Annotated in this window: 16 protein-coding genes; 11 read left to right on the top strand and 5 right to left on the bottom strand. The window is 66.4% G+C overall.

What is annotated here, in order from left to right:
• The first annotated feature begins 6 nt into the window (after nucleotides 1-6).
• Genes HDC94_RS07710 through HDC94_RS07720 form a run of 3 tightly spaced genes read left to right on the top strand, consistent with a single transcriptional unit; the run spans nucleotide 7 to nucleotide 3,297 of the window.
• On the top strand, nucleotides 7-1,359 hold the full coding sequence (locus HDC94_RS07710) for a transaminase (protein WP_179496397.1): 1,353 nt from the start codon (nucleotides 7-9) through the stop codon (nucleotides 1,357-1,359).
• Between the two features lie 23 nt (nucleotides 1,360-1,382).
• Entirely contained in the window at nucleotides 1,383-1,949 is a 567-nt protein-coding gene (locus tag HDC94_RS07715) for a 3'-5' exonuclease (RefSeq protein WP_179496399.1), read from the top strand.
• A 10-nt stretch (nucleotides 1,950-1,959) separates the two neighbouring features.
• Complete coding sequence (locus HDC94_RS07720; protein WP_179496401.1) at nucleotides 1,960-3,297, top strand: hypothetical protein; 1,338 nt, start codon at nucleotides 1,960-1,962, stop codon at nucleotides 3,295-3,297.
• A 13-nt stretch (nucleotides 3,298-3,310) separates the two neighbouring features.
• Here HDC94_RS07720 and HDC94_RS07725 read toward each other — a convergent pair whose 3' ends face one another.
• Together HDC94_RS07725 and gabT are read right to left on the bottom strand one after the other, a co-directional pair.
• Nucleotides 3,311-4,342 (bottom strand): asparaginase, encoded by a 1,032-nt coding sequence (locus HDC94_RS07725; protein WP_308495662.1) that lies wholly within the window; start codon nucleotides 4,340-4,342, stop codon nucleotides 3,311-3,313.
• Nucleotides 4,339-5,682, bottom strand: coding sequence for a 4-aminobutyrate--2-oxoglutarate transaminase (gene gabT, locus HDC94_RS07730; RefSeq protein WP_179496403.1), 1,344 nt, complete (start codon nucleotides 5,680-5,682; stop codon nucleotides 4,339-4,341). Before gabT ends, HDC94_RS07725 begins: the two co-directional genes overlap by 4 nt.
• Before the next feature lie 45 nt (nucleotides 5,683-5,727).
• Here gabT and HDC94_RS07735 point away from each other — a divergent pair, with 45 nt between their 5' ends.
• From HDC94_RS07735 to ispG, 5 genes are all read left to right on the top strand, one after another.
• Nucleotides 5,728-6,201 (top strand): OsmC family protein, encoded by a 474-nt coding sequence (locus HDC94_RS07735; protein WP_179496405.1) that lies wholly within the window; start codon nucleotides 5,728-5,730, stop codon nucleotides 6,199-6,201.
• Nucleotides 6,202-6,279: 78 nt separating this feature from the next.
• On the top strand, nucleotides 6,280-7,218 hold the full coding sequence (locus HDC94_RS07740) for an FKBP-type peptidyl-prolyl cis-trans isomerase (RefSeq protein ID WP_179496407.1): 939 nt from the start codon (nucleotides 6,280-6,282) through the stop codon (nucleotides 7,216-7,218).
• Between the two features lie 6 nt (nucleotides 7,219-7,224).
• The gene (dxr, locus tag HDC94_RS07745; protein ID WP_179496409.1) at nucleotides 7,225-8,304 is read left to right on the top strand and encodes a 1-deoxy-D-xylulose-5-phosphate reductoisomerase; all 1,080 of its coding nucleotides are present in this window, start codon (nucleotides 7,225-7,227) and stop codon (nucleotides 8,302-8,304) included.
• 18 nt (nucleotides 8,305-8,322) lie between these two features.
• The gene (locus HDC94_RS07750) at nucleotides 8,323-9,651 is read left to right on the top strand and encodes a M50 family metallopeptidase (RefSeq protein WP_308495663.1); all 1,329 of its coding nucleotides are present in this window, start codon (nucleotides 8,323-8,325) and stop codon (nucleotides 9,649-9,651) included.
• A gap of 16 nt (nucleotides 9,652-9,667) precedes the next feature.
• Nucleotides 9,668-10,819: a flavodoxin-dependent (E)-4-hydroxy-3-methylbut-2-enyl-diphosphate synthase gene (ispG, locus tag HDC94_RS07755; RefSeq protein ID WP_179496411.1), complete on the top strand. Its 1,152-nt coding sequence runs from the start codon at nucleotides 9,668-9,670 to the stop codon at nucleotides 10,817-10,819.
• Nucleotides 10,820-10,871: 52 nt separating this feature from the next.
• Here the strand turns inward: ispG and HDC94_RS07760 are convergent, their stop codons facing one another.
• On the bottom strand, nucleotides 10,872-11,774 hold the full coding sequence (locus tag HDC94_RS07760; RefSeq protein ID WP_179496413.1) for a hypothetical protein: 903 nt from the start codon (nucleotides 11,772-11,774) through the stop codon (nucleotides 10,872-10,874).
• Between the two features lie 143 nt (nucleotides 11,775-11,917).
• Between HDC94_RS07760 and HDC94_RS07765 the strand changes: the two genes are divergently transcribed.
• A complete protein-coding gene (locus HDC94_RS07765; RefSeq protein WP_179496415.1) occupies nucleotides 11,918-13,684 on the top strand; it encodes a proline--tRNA ligase in 1,767 nt (588 codons plus the stop codon).
• Nucleotides 13,685-13,697: 13 nt separating this feature from the next.
• Here the strand turns inward: HDC94_RS07765 and HDC94_RS07770 are convergent, their stop codons facing one another.
• On the bottom strand, nucleotides 13,698-14,483 hold the full coding sequence (locus tag HDC94_RS07770) for an NADH:ubiquinone oxidoreductase subunit 4 (chain M) (RefSeq protein WP_179496417.1): 786 nt from the start codon (nucleotides 14,481-14,483) through the stop codon (nucleotides 13,698-13,700).
• Between the two features lie 90 nt (nucleotides 14,484-14,573).
• On the opposite strand from HDC94_RS07770, the gene nusA reads away from it, so the two are divergent.
• A complete protein-coding gene (gene nusA / locus HDC94_RS07775) occupies nucleotides 14,574-15,554 on the top strand; it encodes a transcription termination factor NusA (protein WP_179496419.1) in 981 nt (326 codons plus the stop codon).
• Here nusA and HDC94_RS07780 read toward each other — a convergent pair.
• Nucleotides 15,551-16,465, bottom strand: coding sequence for an AraC family transcriptional regulator (locus tag HDC94_RS07780; RefSeq protein ID WP_179496421.1), 915 nt, complete (start codon nucleotides 16,463-16,465; stop codon nucleotides 15,551-15,553). The genes nusA and HDC94_RS07780 overlap by 4 nt on opposite strands.
• 184 nt (nucleotides 16,466-16,649) lie before the next feature.
• Between HDC94_RS07780 and HDC94_RS07785 the strand changes: the two genes are divergently transcribed.
• A complete protein-coding gene (locus HDC94_RS07785; protein ID WP_179496423.1) occupies nucleotides 16,650-17,621 on the top strand; it encodes a carbon-nitrogen hydrolase family protein in 972 nt (323 codons plus the stop codon).
• Nucleotides 17,622-17,684: the final 63 nt, after the last annotated feature.

A 17,684-nucleotide genomic window follows, 5' to 3' on the forward strand; every position in this document is an offset into this window, starting at 1 on the left:
GCACCCATGTACCAGGACCGTGCTCGTCTCGCAGCGTTGTGGGAATCGGAGTTGGAGGTGTTCCGCGCCGGTCGGCCCAGGTCGGAGGAGGAGTGGGAACGTGCCATCCAGCACATGCCCGACGGCGTGCCCATGCTCTGGATGTCGAAGTGGCCAGGGCCCTGGCCCGTGTACGTCGAGTCGGCGTCCGGCGCGCACTTCACGTGTATCGACGGGATCGATCATGTCGACCTGTGCCTGGGCGACACGGGCGCCATGTGCGGTCATGCACCGGCGGCATCCGTCGCGGCGATCCAGGCGCAGCTCCAGCGCGGGTCCACCTTCATGCTGCCCACCGAGGATGCCTCGGTCGTGGCCGAACTCCTGAGCGAGCGCTTCCGCGTGCCCGTGTGGCAGTTCTCGCTCTCCGCGACGGACGCGAACCGCAGCCTCATCCGCTACGCGCGCCAGGCGACGGGTCGCCCCCGGATAGTCGTGCACGACTACAGCTATCACGGCACCGTTGATGAGGCCTACGCGACCCTCAACGACCGAGGCGAGGTGGTGTCCCGTCGAGGCAACATTGGCGCGCCCGTTCCTCTGGCAGAGACGACGGCGGTCGTGCAGTTCAACGATGTCGAGGGACTCGAGAGAGTGCTCGCCACACGTGACATCGCGGCCATGCTCATCGAACCAGCGCTCACCAACATCGGCATCGTGCTCCCGGCGCCCGGATACCTCGAAGCCGTGCGCGAACTCTGCACCCGCTACGGCACCCTTCTGATCATCGACGAGACCCACACGTTCAGCGCTGGTCCCGGTGGCCTCATCGCCGAGCTTGATCTTCATCCCGACGCGGTCGTACTGGGCAAGAGCATCGGTGGCGGCATCCCAGCTGGCGCGTGGGGGATGACACGCGAGTTCGCGAACGCTGTGCGGGATTCGCTCGACCTCGAGGACATCGACGTCGGGGGAGTGGGCGGAACGCTCGCGGGCAACGCCCTCTCACTCGCCGGTATCCGGGCGACGCTCACCGAGGTACTCACCCCCGAAGCCTTCGTCGGCATGATTGCACGCAGTACGGAGTGGACCGCGGGAGTGCAACAGGCGATCGACGAGTTCGATGTCCCGTGGCAGGTGACGCAACTGGGGGCGAGGGCCGAGTACAGCTTCCGTCCGACACCGCCGCGCGACGGCCACGAGGCGGCAGAGGCCGACGACTTCGAGCTCCAGCAGTACCTGCACCTGCACGCCCTCAACCGTGGCATCCTCATGACTCCGTTCCACAACATGGCCCTCATGTCGCCGGCGACCACGGCGGCGGACGTCGAACGTCACACGGTCACGTTCCGTGAGGCGGTTGTCAGTCTCTACGGCTAGCCCGATGCAGCTAGCGTTGGGGCATGCCTGACGAACAACCCGAGTTCTACATCTCCGTCGACGTCGAGACAGCGGGTCCGGTGCCGAGCATCTACTCGCTGTTGTCGGTGGGTGCCTGCGCCGTCGACCACCCGGAGCGTGGCTTCTATGTCGAGCTCGCTCCCGAACACGATGCCGCCGCCCCGGGAGCCCTTGAGGTGTCGGGGCTGTCCATGGAGGAGCTCGCCCAGGACGGCGTGCACCCGGCCCTCGCGATGGAACAGTTCGAGGCGTGGGTCGCAGAGGTCACACCGGACGGCAGCGTGCCTGTCTTCGTCGGATTCAACACCCCGTTCGACTGGATGTTCGTCGCGGACTACTTCGAGCGCCACCTCGGCCGGAACCCCTTCGGTCACTCGGCCGTCGATATCAAGTCGTACTATATGGGCAAGTTCGGCACGACTTTCGGCCGCACGAGCATGAAGCACCTCTCCCCGCAGTACCTCGGCGGGACACATCTCTCCCACAACGCCCTCGGTGATGCGCGGGACCAGGCAACTCTGTTCCGGTCGATCATCGCAGACCCGGGGTCTTCCGACGACGTGAGTTGAAAGCGACACGATGACGACCGAGAGCACCCCAAGCGAAGAGATCCAGCGCATCGTCGAGTCCGCCCAGCGCCTCGGTGTCGAGCTCGATGAGGAAGCCACGCTGCAGTGGCTCACCGCGATCGCAGCTGCGCAATCGGATGACGACCCGCTCCAGATCGACGTGGAGAACGGCATCTTCGGTCACAAGGTGTCGATGCTCGACTTCAGCCCGCACGATCTCGCCCGCTTCCGGCAGATCGGGTCGATCGTCGAGGTGACCGGCCCGGAGGGCGTAGTCGAGGGCGCGCTCGCGCTCTCCGGCTCCGCCGCGCAGTCCAAGATCCAGAGCTTCCCCGGCGACGCGGACTTCTTCCAGCGCCTCAACATCATCGCGCCCACGCGGGCGGAGGCGAGTGACATCCTCGCGGAGGTCCTGCGCGAGAAGGTGCTCTCGACCCTCCAGGGGCCGACCTACCAGTTCCTCGAGGCCAAACTCGGCACGCATGAGACGGATGGCACCGTCAACGGTTCCCCGGTGCGCAAGGGCAGCCCCATCTCGTGGTCAGCGCCGGAGATCGCGGTGGGGGAGATGCTGGTGGAGAAGCCGGATGGCACGACCGTCACCATCAGCTTCCGCGAGGCAGCGCACGACCCGGGATGGTGCAAGCTCGACTGGGTCGTCGCCGACCCGGAGCGTCACCAGCTCTCGAACGCGAGCAACGTCATCGACGTGACCTGGGAGGCGCCGGATGGCGAGATCGTCGCCCTGGACGGGTACCTCGACGCGTACTTCCAGGAGGTGTACCTGGATGCGGATGCCGTTCCTGTGTTCGCCAAGGTCGCGAGCTTCGTCTCGGATGACGCGCTCGATGACTACGTCGAGAAGCTCGAGGGCGAAGTGCGTAAGTACCTCACCAAGAATCTCAACTACGGCAAGGCCGCCAAGCGCATGTACAACGTGTTCCGGCTCTCGGGACGCCACATGGACGCGGCCTTCGTGCGTGAGCTCTTCGACGAGCCGGCCACAATCCTCTACCAGGTCTGGTCACTGATCACGACGCTCCAGAACGCCACGGTCCCGGGTTCCTCGATCCCCATCGAGGAGGTACAGGCACAGGCCGACTCGCTCGTCCTCGACGTCGTCACGACTCTCGAGGGTGATGAGGAGGTCGAGATCGTGTCGGCGCTCCTGGCCCTCCGCAGGACGCTGGACGGCCAGGAGACCGGTGAAGCCACGACCGCGGCGGTCGAGGCCGCGCAGACCAAGGTCGTCAACCTCATCAACACGTTCTTCCAGGAGCGGTTGATGGAGATGCCCACCATCAGGGAGTACATCGACGGGATGCAGGCGGAGAGCCAGGCTCACTAGCGGCGGAGGCCCACTAGACGACGGAGTAGAGCTCGCCGACGATCGCGTCGCCGCCGAACACCTTCTCGGTGACTGCCGCAGTCACGCGCTCGCCGACCTCGAGTCCCAGCGCCCCGTGCTGCATCAGGAGCGAGAGCGCGACGGGTGCCAGCGCGCGCTGTGACCCGTCGAGAACGCGGATTGCGACCGCGGTTCCATCGTCCTCCGCGGCCACGAAGACACCCTCCGCGCCGCTCTTGGCGACCAGGCCGGTCTCCGTGATGACAGTGCGGACGGATGCGTTGTCGAGCGCCCAGGGGAACCTGCGGATGGCGGCGGCGAGTCGTCCGCCGTCATCCTCACTCTTCGCCCCCACGCGACCGACGCCCCTCGCGAGGGCGCGAAGGGTCATGGCGTGCACGGGAGCTCCGCAGCCATCGATCCCACTGTGCGAGATCGTCTCTCCGACGTAGTCCTCGACCGTGCTCAGGATCAGGCGCTGCAGCGGGTGGGAGGGGTCGAGATAGGACTCGACCGGCCAGCCGTTCTCGACGCACGCGAGCAGGAAGGCGGCGTGCTTTCCCGAGCAGCCCATGGTGATGCGTCGAGGTTCGGTCGCGGCACGACGGGACGTCGCATCCATCGGCCAGTCGGCTGGGCACTGCAGGGCGTCCTCGTCGAGGCCGGCCCGGGTCAGGATGCTGCGCACCACCCGTACATGCTCGGGAGTGCCGATGTGGCTCGCTGCCGAGAGCACCAGCTCCTCGCCCTCGAGGCTCACGCCAGCCCGTCGGACTGCCATGGCCTGGAAGAACTTCATCGTCGATCGGGGGTAGAGGAGAGCATCGGCGTCGCCGTGCTCCGCGAGGGTGGCACCTGAGGGATCGAGAACGACTGCCGCGCCGATGTGGCTCGATTCGCGCAACCCCGACCGCACGACGACGGCGAGCTCCGCCGCGTTCGATGGCCGCAGCTCGCCCAGGACGTCGTCTGAGTGAATCAGCCGACCGACCGCAGAGCTATCGAACGCGTCGCGCATCCACCCACCGACCGCACCCAGGATCACAGTGAGGCGAACGCCTCGTCGATGATCGCGAGCGCCTCGGTGATGAGGTCGTCGCTGATGACGAGGCTCGGCAGGAAGCGCAGCACATTGCCGTAGGTTCCGGCCGTGAGCAGCAGCACACCCTTCTGTGCCGCGTAGGCGGCGACGGCGGTCACGGCGGCCGCATCCGGCTCGTGCGTGTCCGGCGAGACGAGCTCGATGGCGATCATCGCGCCGATCCCACGGACGTCGCCGATCACCGGGTACTTCTCCTGCAGGGCGACCAGTCCGGGCTTGAGCACACGCTCGATGCGTCCCGCTTCGGCCAGGAGGCCTTCTGACTCGATCTGGTCGAAGACGGCGACGGCTGCGGCTGCGGCGACGGGGTTGCCGCCGAAGGTCCCACCGAGTCCGCCGGGCTGCGCGGAGTCCATGATGTCGGCCCGACCGGTCACGCCCGCCAGAGGGAGTCCGCCAGCGATGCCCTTCGCGCTCAGAACCATGTCGGGCACCCAGCCGAAGTGCTCGCTGGCGAAGTACGCGCCGGTGCGAGCCATTCCGCTCTGGATCTCGTCCGCGATCATGACGACGCCGTTCGCGGTGCACCACTCCTGGAGGGCGGGAAGGAAGCCATCCGCGGGAACCACGAAGCCACCCTCGCCCTGGATGGGCTCGACGACGAGGCAGGCGAGGTCGGCAGCGCCGACGGTCTTCTCGAGGTACGAGATCGTGCGCTTGGCCGCTTCGGTGCCCGACAGGCCGTCATGGAAGGGGTAGGAGTTCGGCGCACGGTAGACGTCCCCCGCGAGCGGGCCGAAGCCAGTTGCGTACGGGGCGGCCTTGAAGTTCATGGCCATCGTCAGGTTGGTGCGGCCGTGATAGGCGTGATCGAGCACGGCGACGCCGTTGCGGCCCGTGAACTTGCGAGCGATCTTGACACCGTTCTCGACGGCCTCCGCGCCCGAGTTCACGAGAACGGTCTTCTTCGCGAAGGTGCCCGGGGTGTGCTCGGCGAGCAGCTCCGCGACCCGAACGTAGCTCTCGTAGGGGGTAATGGTGAAGAGCGTGTGGGTGAGGCTCTCGAGCTGGGCCGTCGCGGCAGCGACCACCGCGTCATCTGTGTGCCCGATCGTGGTCACGCCGATGCCGGCACCGAGGTCGATGAACTGGTTGCCGTCGACATCCACGACGATCGCGCCGTGCGCGCGCTCGATGTACACGGGCAGTGCTGCGGTGACACCCACCGGCACCACGGCGAGTCGTCGCTCGTGGAGAGCCTGTGACTTGGGGCCGGGAATGGCCGTGACCACCCGTCGTTCCTGGGTGACAGGGGAGGATGAGACGCTGAGGGTGTCAGTCATAATGACCCCAGTTTATTCGCCCCTCCGGAGGAATGAGGCACCACCATGCGCAGCGACCACGACTACCTCGTGCGCGTCCAGTGGCAGGGCAACCTCGGCACGGGAACCTCGGGTTACCGCGAGTACACGCGCGACACCGAGATCACCGCCGAGGGGATGCCGGCCATCCTGGCGTCGGCGGATGTCCCGTTCCACGGTTCAGCTGAGCGCTGGAATCCCGAACTCCTGCTCCTTGCGGCTCTCAGCCAGTGCCACCTGCTGAGTTATCTCTACGTGGCGCTAAAGAACGACATTGTCGTGGAGTCGTATTCGGACTCGATCAGCGGGGTCCTGCGGACCACGGCGAACGGCGGTGGCAGCTTCGTCTCGGCGACATTGCGACCGGATGTGACCATCTCGAAGGGCGATCCAGAGCTCGCTGCATCCCTTCACAAGGACGCGAGCGAACTGTGTTTCATCGCCGCTTCCGTGAACTTCCCGCTGACCCATGAACCTCGGATACAGGTCATCCATCGGTAATCCACATCACAGCCACAGCCGGAGTACGGAATGATGGGTGGAACATTCCGCTCCACCACGTTCCTGAAAGGTGCTTTCGTGCGCACTGCTATCCCCCTTCTTCTCACGGCAGGGCTCGTGATCTCGCTTGCGGCGTGCTCACCGGCCACCACCGCTACCGATCCGGACTGTGCAGTGACGCCCTCCGGCTCGGCCTCTGATGCAGTCAAGGTCAGCGGAGAGTTCGGCGAGGCCCCTGAGGTCGACATCCCCACCCCCACCGAGGCAGCGGAGACGCAGCGCTCCGTCGTGATTGCCGGTGACGGCGAGGCCGTCAAGACCGGTGAGACGGTCATCGTCGAGTACACCGTCTTCAACGGCACGACGGGCGACCAGCTCGACGCGTCCCAGTACGACGGCGAGCCGACAGCCGAGTTCACCCTCGACGAGGCCCAGCTCCTCCCGGGCATCGTCAAGACGCTCACGTGCTCCACGATTGGTTCGCGCCTCGTCGGCGTCCTTCCCGCGGTCGATGCTTTCGGCGACGCCGGCCAGGAGACGCTCGGTGTGACCGCGGACGACACCCTCGTCTTCGTCGTCGACCTGGTTGAGCTGAAGCAGGCGCCCGAGGCTCTCGTGCCCGACGAGTGGACCGAGAACGTCCCGACGGTCGACCTCTCGAGCGGCACCCCCGTCGTCACGATCCCCGACGCCGACCCGCCGACCTCGGTCGTGGTCGACATCCTTGAGGAGGGCGACGGCGATGTGGTCGAGTCCGGCGCGACCGTCGAGGTCAACTACCAGGGCGTGAGCTGGGACACCGGCGAGATCTTTGACCAGAGCTACGGCAGCGCGCCCGCGTCCTTCGCGACGACCGGTGTCATCGAGGGCTTCGGCGCTGCGCTCGTGGGTCAGAAGGTCGGCACCAAGCTGGTCGTCGGCATCCCGCCGGAGTACGCCTATGGAACTGACCCCGAGGCTCACGAGCTCGGAGGCCAGACCCTGGTGTTCGTCGTCGAGATCCTGGGAATCGCCTAGCCTCCCATGCGCACCGTCATCGTCCTCGGCTCGACCGGTTCGATCGGTACCCAGGCCCTGGAGGTGATCGCGAGCAATCGCGATCGCTTCCGGGTCGTGGGGCTCGCTGCCGGCTCGAATGCCGAGGCGATGGCCGAGCAGGCTCGCGAGTTCGGAGTCGAGCACACCGCACTCGGGGCTGCGGATGCCGCATCCCTCGTTCGCGACGTGCCCGCCGACGTCGTGCTCAACGGAATCACGGGCTCCGTGGGTCTCGAGCCGACGCTGGCAGCACTCGAGGCGGGAGCGACCCTCGCCCTCGCGAACAAGGAGAGCCTCATCGTGGGTGGCGAACTCGTCACCTCGAGGGCCGCGCCCGGGCAGATCGTGCCCGTCGACTCCGAGCACTCGGCGATCGCACAGGCGCTCCGCTCCGGCGAGCCGCGAGAAGTGCGACGGCTCGTGCTCACTGCATCGGGCGGCCCCTTCCGTGGGCGCAGCAGGGAGTCCCTCGCGAACGTCACTCCGCGCGAGGCGCTCGCGCACCCCACCTGGGACATGGGCCTCGTCGTCACGACGAATTCGTCGACCCTCGTCAACAAGGGGCTCGAGGTCATCGAGGCGCACCTGCTGTTCGGTGTTCCCTATGACCAGATCGAGGTCACCGTGCATCCACAGTCGATCGTCCACTCCATGGTGGAGTTCGTGGACGGGTCGACCATCGCCCAGGCCTCGCCGCCGGATATGCGGCTCCCGATCTCCCTGGGGCTCGATTGGCCGCACCGCGTTGCGGGTGTCGGGGTGCCCCTCGATTGGACCACGGCGAGCCAATGGACGTTCGAGCCCCTCGATAGTGCGGCGTTCCCGGCCGTCGACCTCGCCAAACAGGTCGGGTCGTCCGGCGGAACCTATCCCGCGGTCTTCAACGCCGCGAACGAGCAGGCCGTGATCGCCTTCCACGCGGGCCGCATCGGCTATCTCGACATCGTGCCGACCATCGAGAAGGTTGTGGACGCTCACACGAGTGGCGGCGAACTCACACTGGATGGAGTGCTCGAGGCCGAAACCTGGGCGCGGGCCACGGCAGACAGCCTGCTACCAGCATGAGATGGGTACTCTGACGCCGTGGAAACCGTGCTGCTGTACATCCTGGGCATCCTGATCGTTCTCGTCGGTCTCGCGATCTCCATCGGTCTCCACGAGGTCGGCCACCTGGTCCCCGCGAAGAAATTCGGCGTGCGGGTCAGTAAGTACATGATCGGTTTCGGGCCGACGATCATCTCCTGGCGCCGGGGTGAGACCGAGTACGGCATCAAGGCGCTTCCCCTGGGCGGCTATATCTCGATGGCCGGGATGTTCCCGCCGAAGAAGCCCGGCGAAGCTGCTCGAACGGCCACCACGAGCGTCTTCGACACGCTCGTGCAGGACGCTCGTCAGGCCAGCGCCGACACCCTGGTCGACGTGGAGGAGAAGCGGGCGTTCTACCGCCTCCCCGTGCCCAAGCGCATCGTCATCATGCTGGGCGGGCCCGTCATGAACCTGCTCCTGGGTGTGCTCTTCTATGCGATCGTGCTCTGTGGCTTCGGTCTTCCCCAAGCGAGCACGACTGTGGCGAGCGTCAACGAGTGCGTCATCCCGGCGACGAGCACGAGCCAGGAATGTGCCCCGGGGGATGCGGCATCCCCTGCGCTCACCGCGGGATTCCAGCCGGGCGATCGCATCGTGAGCATCAACGGCGAACCCATCACCGAGTGGAGCCAGGCCACCGAGTTCATCCGCTCGTCGCCGGGTGAGGAACTGGACTTCGTGGTGGAGCGCGACGGCAGCGAGGTCTCGCTGACCGCCATCCCACTCCTGTCGGAACGATACGTGCTGACGGAGACAGGTTCGGTGCAGGAGGATGCAGAGGGCCAGCCGGTCACGGAGGACGTCGGCTTCCTCGGCATCGGCCCCGCGACGGAGACGGTGCGCCAGCCCGTCACAGCCGTGCTTCCTGCCGTGGGGGAGAACATCGCCCGCGTCGCCCAGATCATCGTGACCCTGCCCCAACGCATCGTGGATATCGCGGTCGCCGCCTTCGGTCCGGAGGAGCGGGACCCCAACGGACCGATCGGAGTGGTCGGGATAGGTCGTATAGCGGGCGAGATCACGAGCCTCAACACGATTCCGGTCGCCGATCGGGCAGCAAGCCTCATCCAGCTCCTCGCCTCGCTCAACGTCGCCCTCTTCGTGTTCAACCTCATCCCGCTCCTGCCCCTCGACGGTGGCCATGTTGCGGGAGCACTGTGGGAGGCCGTGCGAAGAGGGTTCGCGAAGCTCCGCGGCAAGCCGGACCCCGGCCCGGTGGATACCGCGCGATTCATCCCGATCACTCTCGTTGTCTCGGCGCTGCTCGCGGCGATGACACTCCTGCTCGTCTATGCGGACATCGTCAAGCCGATCTCCATCCTGTAAGTCGTAGGCTTGTCTCGTGCCAGCAGTCAATCTCGGTCTCCCGAAGGTCCCTGAAACCCTCGCCCCTCGTCGCAAGACCCGTCAGATCCATGTCGGCAAGGTCGGTGTGGGAAGCGACTTCCCGGTCAGCGTGCAGTCGATGACGACGACGCAGACGACAAACATCAACGCCACGTTGCAGCAGATCGCGGAGCTCACGGCCTCCGGCTGCGACATCGTTCGGGTGGCGGTGCCGCATCAGGATGACGCTGATGCGCTCAAGATCATCGCGATGAAGAGCCAGATCCCAGTGATTGCGGACATCCACTTCCAGCCCCGGTACGTCTTCGCGGCGATCGACGCCGGCGTGGGTGCCGTACGCGTGAATCCCGGCAACATCAAGAAGTTCGACGACCAGGTCGGTGCGATCGCCAAGGCGGCGAAGGATGCCGGCGTGAGCATCCGTATCGGCGTGAACGCCGGTTCGCTCGAGCCGAGCCTACTCCAGAAGTACGGTAAGGCGACCCCCGAGGCTCTCGTCGAGAGCGCGGTCTGGGAGGCGAGCCTCTTCGAGGAGCACGATTTCCACGACTTCAAGATCTCGGTCAAGCACAACGACCCCGTTGTCATGGTCAAGGCCTACCGCCTCCTCGCCGAGCGCGGCGACTGGCCGCTGCACCTCGGCGTGACGGAGGCGGGCCCCGAGTTCCAGGGCACCATCAAGTCGGCGACGGCCTTCGGCATCCTGCTCTCCGAGGGAATCGGCGACACCATTCGAGTCTCGCTCTCCGCGCCGCCGGCGCAGGAGGTCAAGGTCGGGCTGCAGATCCTCCAGTCGCTCAACCTGCGCGAGCGCAAGCTCGAGATCGTGTCCTGCCCGAGCTGTGGCCGCGCCCAGGTTGACGTCTACACGCTCGCCAACGACGTGACTGCTGGTCTGGAAGGAATGACGGTCCCACTGCGAGTGGCTGTCATGGGATGCGTCGTGAACGGCCCCGGCGAGGCGCGTGAGGCCGACCTCGGCGTGGCCAGCGGTAACGGCAAGGGCCAGATCTTCGTCAAGGGCGAGGTCATCAAGACGGTGCCCGAAGCAGACATCGTCGCGACCCTCATCGAGGAGGCCAACCGCCTCGCTGCCGAGATGCCCCCGGGGGCGGTCGGCGAGCCGCTCGTCGTCACCTCGAACTGACGTCCATCTGACGGAGAACGTCGTTCTGAAGCGCCCGCACCGACAGTCTTCGTCAGGTCGAAGGGGTCCAGCCGCCTTTTCGAAGCGCGCGGTCGATTGTGCCCACCAGCGCCGACCGGCGGGCGAGCAGGGCCTTGTCAACTCGGATCACGCGCCAGTCCTCATCCATGAGTTCGTCCAGGCGCGCGATGTCGATGGCGAACTGCCGCTCGCTCTCGCCATGGTGCCGACCTTCGTACTCCAAGACGACCCGGTAGGCCCTGAACACGAGGTCGCCGCGAGCCACCTGAGCACTGTGGATGTTATGGATCACCCCGTTGACCTCAGGTTCCGGAAAACCGGCTCGCATCACGACGAGCCGTAGCGCCGTCTCGCGAGCCGAATCCGTTCCTGACCTCATGAGTAAGAGTGCCTCATGGAGCTTGCGGCTACCGCGCCCTCGATAGCCGCGCACGAGCGTGCCGAGCTGTTCCATTGTTGTCACGGGTTGTTTTCTGCTGACGAGCCCGTCGCCCATGGCCACGAGGTCATCGAGCGGGAGAGTTGCCCCCAGCTGGAGCCACGTGTCGATCGGGTTGAGGACCCGCAGCCCACCCACCGAGACGAGCGCGGACACTCCTGACTCGTGTCCCGACACTCCCGTCAGCCGCGGAGCGCGGTGCGGCCTGACGGATGTTACGTGCACTGTGGATGCCCGGAATCCCTCCGGCAGACGGAGCCCGAGAAGCATCGCGGCGGTCGAATGGCTGAAGAACTGATCTGGAGTCATCCGTGACTGCAGCGCTCGGGAGCGCGCAACAACCGTGGTGGGCTCGCCAAGGCTCCTCACACCGTAGAAGGGGCTGGCCAGATCCGACGACCGGAGTCGTCCTTCGCCCACGCCAGCTGCCCGCGCCGAGGCGATGGTGAAGCCGTCCGCGGCCAGGGCGGTGGGCAGCGGTGCGGGTCGTCGCATCCTGTGAGTATCCGCGCGCGGGGCCAGCGCTGTGGGTATCTCTCCCCAGTCCCGCCCACCTGACGGAGAACGACGTTGCGGATGCCCGATAGCGACGTTCTCCGTCAGGTCGGGGAGTCGCGCACCGCCGGTAACATGGGCGGGTGCCTACACGCCTGTCCCAGCTCTTCGTCCGTACCCTCCGTGAAGACCCCGTCGATGCCGAGGTGGCCAGCCACCGCCTGCTCGTTCGAGCTGGCTACATCCGTCGCCAGGCGCCGGGGGTGTTCGCCTGGCTGCCGCTCGGACTGAAGGTGCGCCGCAAGATCGAGAACGTGATCCGCGAGGAGCTCGAGGCCTTCGGGGCACAGGAGGTGCACTTCCCTGCGCTGCTGCCGCGTGAGCCCTACGAGGTGACCGGACGCTGGACGGAGTACGGCGACGGCATCTTCCGCCTCAAGGACCGCAAGGGCGCCGACTATCTTCTCGCGCCCACGCACGAGGAGGTCTTCACGCTCCTCGTGAAGGACCTCTACTCGAGCTACAAGGACCTGCCCCTGTCGATCTACCAGATCCAGGACAAGTACCGCGACGAGGCCCGTCCGCGCGCCGGTCTCCTGCGCGGCCGCGAGTTCTCCATGAAGGACAGCTACTCCTTCGACTACACCGATGCAGGCCTGGATGTCTCGTACCAGCAGCACCGCGACGCCTACGAGCGCATCTTCCAGCGTCTCGGCCTCGAGTACGTGATCGTGAAGGCGGATGCCGGCGCGATGGGTGGCTCGAAGTCGGAGGAGTTCCTGCACCCGACGCCGATCGGCGAGGACACCTTCGTGCGTTCGGACGGCGGCTACGCCGCGAACGTCGAGGCCTTCACGACCGCAGCGCCCCCGGCCCGCTCCTACGAGCACCTGACCCCGGCCGAGGTGCTCGACACCCCGGACACGCCCACCATTGCGACCCTTGTTGCCGTCGCCAATGAGAAGCACCCGCGCCCGGACGGCCGCGTGTGGACCGCTGCGGACACGCTCAAGAACATCGTGCTCGCGCTCACCGACCTCGAGGGCAACCGGGAACTCGTCATCGTGGGTCTCCCCGGTGATCGCGACGTCGACATGAAGCGTGCCGAGGTCGCCTTCGCGCCGGCCCTCGTCGAGGCCGCGACGGAGGACGACTTCCGCAAGCATCCCGGACTCGTCAAGGGCTACATCGGACCCTGGTCTGCTGCGGGCCCGGTACTCGGCGAGAAGTCTGCGACGGGCATCCGGTATGTCCTCGACCCGCGTGTGTCCGACGGCAGCGGCTGGATCACCGGCGCAAACGAGCACGGCAAACACGTCTTCGGCCTGGTCGCCGGGCGGGACTTCGTCGGCGACGGTGTCGTGCAGGTGGCCGAGGTGCTCGCGGGCGACCCGGCTCCGGATGGCTCGGGCCCCGTCGAGCTCGCACGCGGCATGGAGATCGGCCACGTGTTCCAGCTCGGCCGCAAGTACGCGGAGGCGCTCGGTCTCAAGGTGCTCGACGAGAACGGCAAGCTCGTGACCGTCACGATGGGTTCGTACGGCATCGGTGTGACCCGCATCATGGCGGTCATCGCCGAATCGAACAACGACGAGAAGGGCCTGATCTGGCCGAAGAACGTCGCACCGTTCGACGTGCACGTGATCGCCGCGGGTCGCGAAGAGGTTGTCTACGCCACGGCGGAGGCCCTCGTGGGGTCGCTCGAGGAGAGCGGGTTCGATGTGCTCTTCGATGACCGCCCCAAGGTGTCACCCGGTGTGAAGTTCGGTGACGCAGAGCTCCTGGGCGTGCCGCTCATCGTCATTGTGGGCAGGGATGCGGCCGAGGGCCGCGTCGAGATCTGGGACCGCCGCACGGGCGAGCGCACCCCCGTGGCGCTCGACGAGGTGGGTGCCGCGCTCCTCGGCTAGACCACCAGGGGTCTCAGTCGGCCAGCCCGAGGTCGTCAGCGAACTCGGCACGGATGCGTTCCCGGATCGCCACGAACTCGGGGTAGCGCCAGAAGAAGTCGAGCTTCTCGGCGACCGTGCTGGTGCCCGTCGGCTCGTCCTCGAGCACGAACGTCATGAAGGTCTCGGCGAGGTCCTCGACGACATTGGTCGCGGCGTAGTCGCTCACGAAGTCGTCCTCGTGCTCGAGGTAGAACTCCCACGCGACATCCGCATCCGAGTTAGCCGGATCGGGGGCATCCTCATAGCCCGACCAGAATCTGCGCTGGAAGGCGAACACGACGGAGTCCTCCGCGGCGCAGCCCTCGTCGAGGTCGAGGGTCGAGCACACGCCGACATCGGGGGAGACCTCGCTCGTCTCCAGGGTCAGGATGTGCCCGTACTCGTGGATGAGCGTCGCGACGAGCTGCTCGTGGTCGCCACTCGTCGCGAGGTTGGCGGCGAGCACCCAGTACTCGAGATCGTCGTCCTGGTAGACGTACGCGAGGGTGTCGCTGTCGTCGCTGTCACCCACGCGGTACTCCAGAACGACCTCTGCGGCGAAATCGAGGGTGGCGACGCGGGTGAAGGTGTCCCACACATCCTGTGTCAAACCGCTCGCGGTCGGGCTGAGCGAGCCGTCCTCCAGCACCGCGTAGACATCGACGCTCCCGAAATCATCGTCGGTCTCGGTCACAGCGCCGCCCTGGCCAACCGCGGCGCAGCCCGCCAGAAGTGCGATGACGACGAGTGTCGCAAGGGATGCAGCGGCTCTCGTCACACCATCACCCTAGAGGTCCACGCTAAACTGGCCTCGACGCCGTCGGCCACCGCCGACCGTGCGAGACATTGTGAATAGCGGAGGCCCTCAGTGGACATCGACCTGAGCGTGCTGCGACTTATGGAGCGCGAGCGCGAGATCCCCTTCGAGGAGCTTGCGACCATCATCGAACAGGCCATCCAGACGGCCTACCTGAAGCACGTCGGCGAAACCGATCCGACCGCCGCACGCGTGGTGCTCGATCGCAAGACCGGGCACGTGAGTGTCTGGGTGCCAGAACTCGACGACGAGGGAGCGGTCATCGGCGAGGCCGAGGACAGCCCGAGCGATTTCGGCCGTATCGCGGCCTTCGCTGCGAAGCAGGTCATCAACCAGCGCCTGCGAGACATCGCGGACGACCATGTGCTCGGCGAGTTCAAGGGCCGTGAGGGTGACATCGTCGCCGGCGTGATCCAGCAGGGACCGAACCCCAGGATGATCCACGTCGACCTCGGGTCGGTCGAGGCGATCCTGCCTCCTGAGGAGCAGGTCCCGGGCGAGGAGTACGCCCACGGCACGCGCATCCGCGTGTACGTGACCGCCGTGAGCAAGGGGCTCAAGGGTCCGCAGATCACGGTGAGCCGCACCCACCCGGCTCTCGTCCGCAAGCTCTTCGCACTCGAAGTGCCCGAGATCGCGAGTGGAATCGTGGAGATCACGTCGCTCGCGCGCGAGGCCGGTCACCGCACCAAGATGGCCGTTCGTGCCACCGAGCCCGGTGTCAACGCCAAGGGTGCCTGCATCGGCGAGCTCGGCCAGCGCGTGCGGGCAGTCACCGCGGAACTCAACAACGAGAAGATCGACATCGTCGATTACTCCGAGAACCTCGCGACGTTCGTGGCCAACGCCCTGTCGCCGGCCAAGGTGTCGAGTGCTTTCGTGATCGATGAGTCGACGAAGGCCGTTCGTGCCCTCGTTCCCGACTACCAGCTGTCGCTCGCGATCGGCAAGGAGGGCCAGAACGCCCGCCTCGCCGCGAAGCTCACGGGCGCACGCATCGACATCCAGCCGGACAGCATCCTCGAGTCCTAGAGGTCACGACTCCGCTGCCGGTAGGCACTCGGGGTCATGCCGGCGTCTCTGCGGAAAGTTCGGCTGAAGATGCTGGGGTCGGTGCTGCCGCAGTGCACGGCGATGTCCACGAGGGGAAGGTGCGTCGACGTGAGTAGTCGGCGTGCCCGTTGCATCCTGACGCTGCGGATGTAGGCAGCCGGGGTCGTTCCATGGTCGGCGAAGACCGCATGCACCGTCCTGGGGGAGACGTTCTCGGCGCTGGCCAGCGCTGAGACGTCGAGACGCGGGTCGGCGAGGCGATCGTGGATGATCCGGTCGAAGGCCGCGAAGAGTGCTGAGTGGGACCGCGGACGGGCCGCCCCACCGCCACGTCGGGAGAGGGACGAGCCGAGGATCTCGGTGGCCACCCTGAGCGCCTCCCGTTGATCGTCGATCACGGGGCGATCGGTGAAGAGCGATCGTGCGACTCGGGCGAAGGTTCGCAGCCCGGCATCCTTTCGCACGGGAAGCGTGCGAGCCGTCATCTCCCTCACCCTCATGTCCGTGAGGCCGAGTCTCTCGACAGGAACCTGCAGGATGGCGAGCTCTGCGGCCTCCGGGAAGGTCAGCGTGTAGGTGCCCCGCGTGACGTAGAGCACGCCGTCGCCCGGCCGCAGGTGCGCGACCCGCCCGTCCTGCTCGACACTGCTTGTTCCTCGGACCTGCACCGAGAACAGGGCCATGTCATCGGGGGAGGACGACAAGAGGTCGTTGGTGCGCGAAACGCGGCCAGCGCCGTTGCGGATCGCCGTGACACCCCACTCGTGATCGCCGCGGTGATCCAAGGTCCCCATGAACCTCTCGACTGGCGACTCGACGTGAACGGGCACGAAGGTCGCGGATGCGAGAGCTTCCCATTCGCTGACCGTCGATACCGAGTGGACCACCATGACCCAACACTGCCGCTCTCACGTGTCAAGGAGAGTCACGCTGTGTGACATTCCTGTTTCTGCTCCGGCTTGGTGCAGGAATCGCACAGTTCCACGCCGGAATCGTCTGCAGCCCCGGGATTGTCCCGACTTAGCCTGCCGAGAATCGCACGTCGCGACAGCACTCACCCGAAGGGAACCTCACATGACACCCACCACTCGCGTCGCAGCCATCCAGGCACAACCGGTCTGGTTCGACCTCGCGGCAACAACAGACAAGACCGTGGATCTGATCGCCGGGGCATCCGCGGGAGGCGCCGAACTCGTCGCCTTCCCGGAGACCTGGCTGCCCGGATATCCCGCATTCATCTGGTCGCAGAACATCGGAGAGCAGGTACCGCTCATCGCCAACTACCGCGCGAACTCCCCGGCGCTCGACGGGCCAGAGATCGAGGCCATTCGCGAAGCAGCGAAGCAGCACGGGATCATGGTCGTGCTCGGACTCAGCGAGCGCGACCACGGATCGTTGTACATGTCGCAGCTCATCATCGGTGCCGACGGCGCGATCCTGCTGCATCGGCGCAAGCTCAAGCCCACACACGTCGAGCGCGCACTGTTCGGCGAGAGCGACGGTTCCGGCCTGCAGGTCGTCGACACCCCGCTCGGAAGGGTTGGAGCGCTCAACTGCTGGGAACACATGCAGCCCCTGGTGAAGTTCGCGATGTACGCCCAGCACGAGGAGATCCACGTGGCGGGATGGCCGGCGCTCACTCCCGTGAGCGAATCGCCGCTTCCCCAGCTGTCGGGTGAGGTGTGCCTCACGCTGAGTCGCACGTACGCCCTCGAGGGTGGCGCGTTCGTCATCGTACCCAACCAGATGCTGCCTGGCGATCGGACGGATGCTGTGGCCGCTGGCCTCTCTGCGGTCGTCTACGGGCCAGATGGCACAGCGGTGTCCACGCCCCTCGATCCGGGCACGGAAGGCCTCGTGTACGCCGACATCGATCTCGCGGTCGGGTCCTTCGCGAAGGTGTTCGCCGACCCGGTGGGTCACTACAGTCGGCCCGACGTCTTCCAGCTGACGGTGGATCGGACGGCCCGTCCCGTGGTGCGCCTGGAAGGGGCGGCATCCCCGGAATCGATTCCGGACACCGATGAGGAGCTCGTGAGCGCGTAGCTAGACTCGGCCAGGGCGGTCATTCGACGCCCTGGCCGAATCGTGAGACGGCCAAACCCAGAA

Origin of the sequence: Leifsonia sp. AK011, from assembly GCF_013410945.1 — a bacterium.
Taxonomy (GTDB): domain Bacteria; phylum Actinomycetota; class Actinomycetes; order Actinomycetales; family Microbacteriaceae; genus Rhodoglobus.

Bases quoted from the DNA above. Each gene is read 5' to 3' on its own strand.
- HDC94_RS07760 (WP_179496413.1), bottom strand. From the start codon at position 11,774: ATGCGACGACCCGCACCGCTGCCCACCGCCCTGGCCGCGGACGGCTTC.
- gabT (WP_179496403.1), bottom strand. From the start codon at position 5,682: ATGACTGACACCCTCAGCGTCTCATCCTCCCCTGTCACCCAGGAACGA.
- dxr (WP_179496409.1), top strand. From the start codon at position 7,225: ATGCGCACCGTCATCGTCCTCGGCTCGACCGGTTCGATCGGTACCCAG.
- HDC94_RS07710 (WP_179496397.1), top strand. From the start codon at position 7: ATGTACCAGGACCGTGCTCGTCTCGCAGCGTTGTGGGAATCGGAGTTG.
- HDC94_RS07780 (WP_179496421.1), bottom strand. From the start codon at position 16,465: ATGGTGGTCCACTCGGTATCGACGGTCAGCGAATGGGAAGCTCTCGCA.
- HDC94_RS07785 (WP_179496423.1), top strand. From the start codon at position 16,650: ATGACACCCACCACTCGCGTCGCAGCCATCCAGGCACAACCGGTCTGG.
- HDC94_RS07735 (WP_179496405.1), top strand. From the start codon at position 5,728: ATGCGCAGCGACCACGACTACCTCGTGCGCGTCCAGTGGCAGGGCAAC.
- HDC94_RS07715 (WP_179496399.1), top strand. From the start codon at position 1,383: ATGCCTGACGAACAACCCGAGTTCTACATCTCCGTCGACGTCGAGACA.
- HDC94_RS07720 (WP_179496401.1), top strand. From the start codon at position 1,960: ATGACGACCGAGAGCACCCCAAGCGAAGAGATCCAGCGCATCGTCGAG.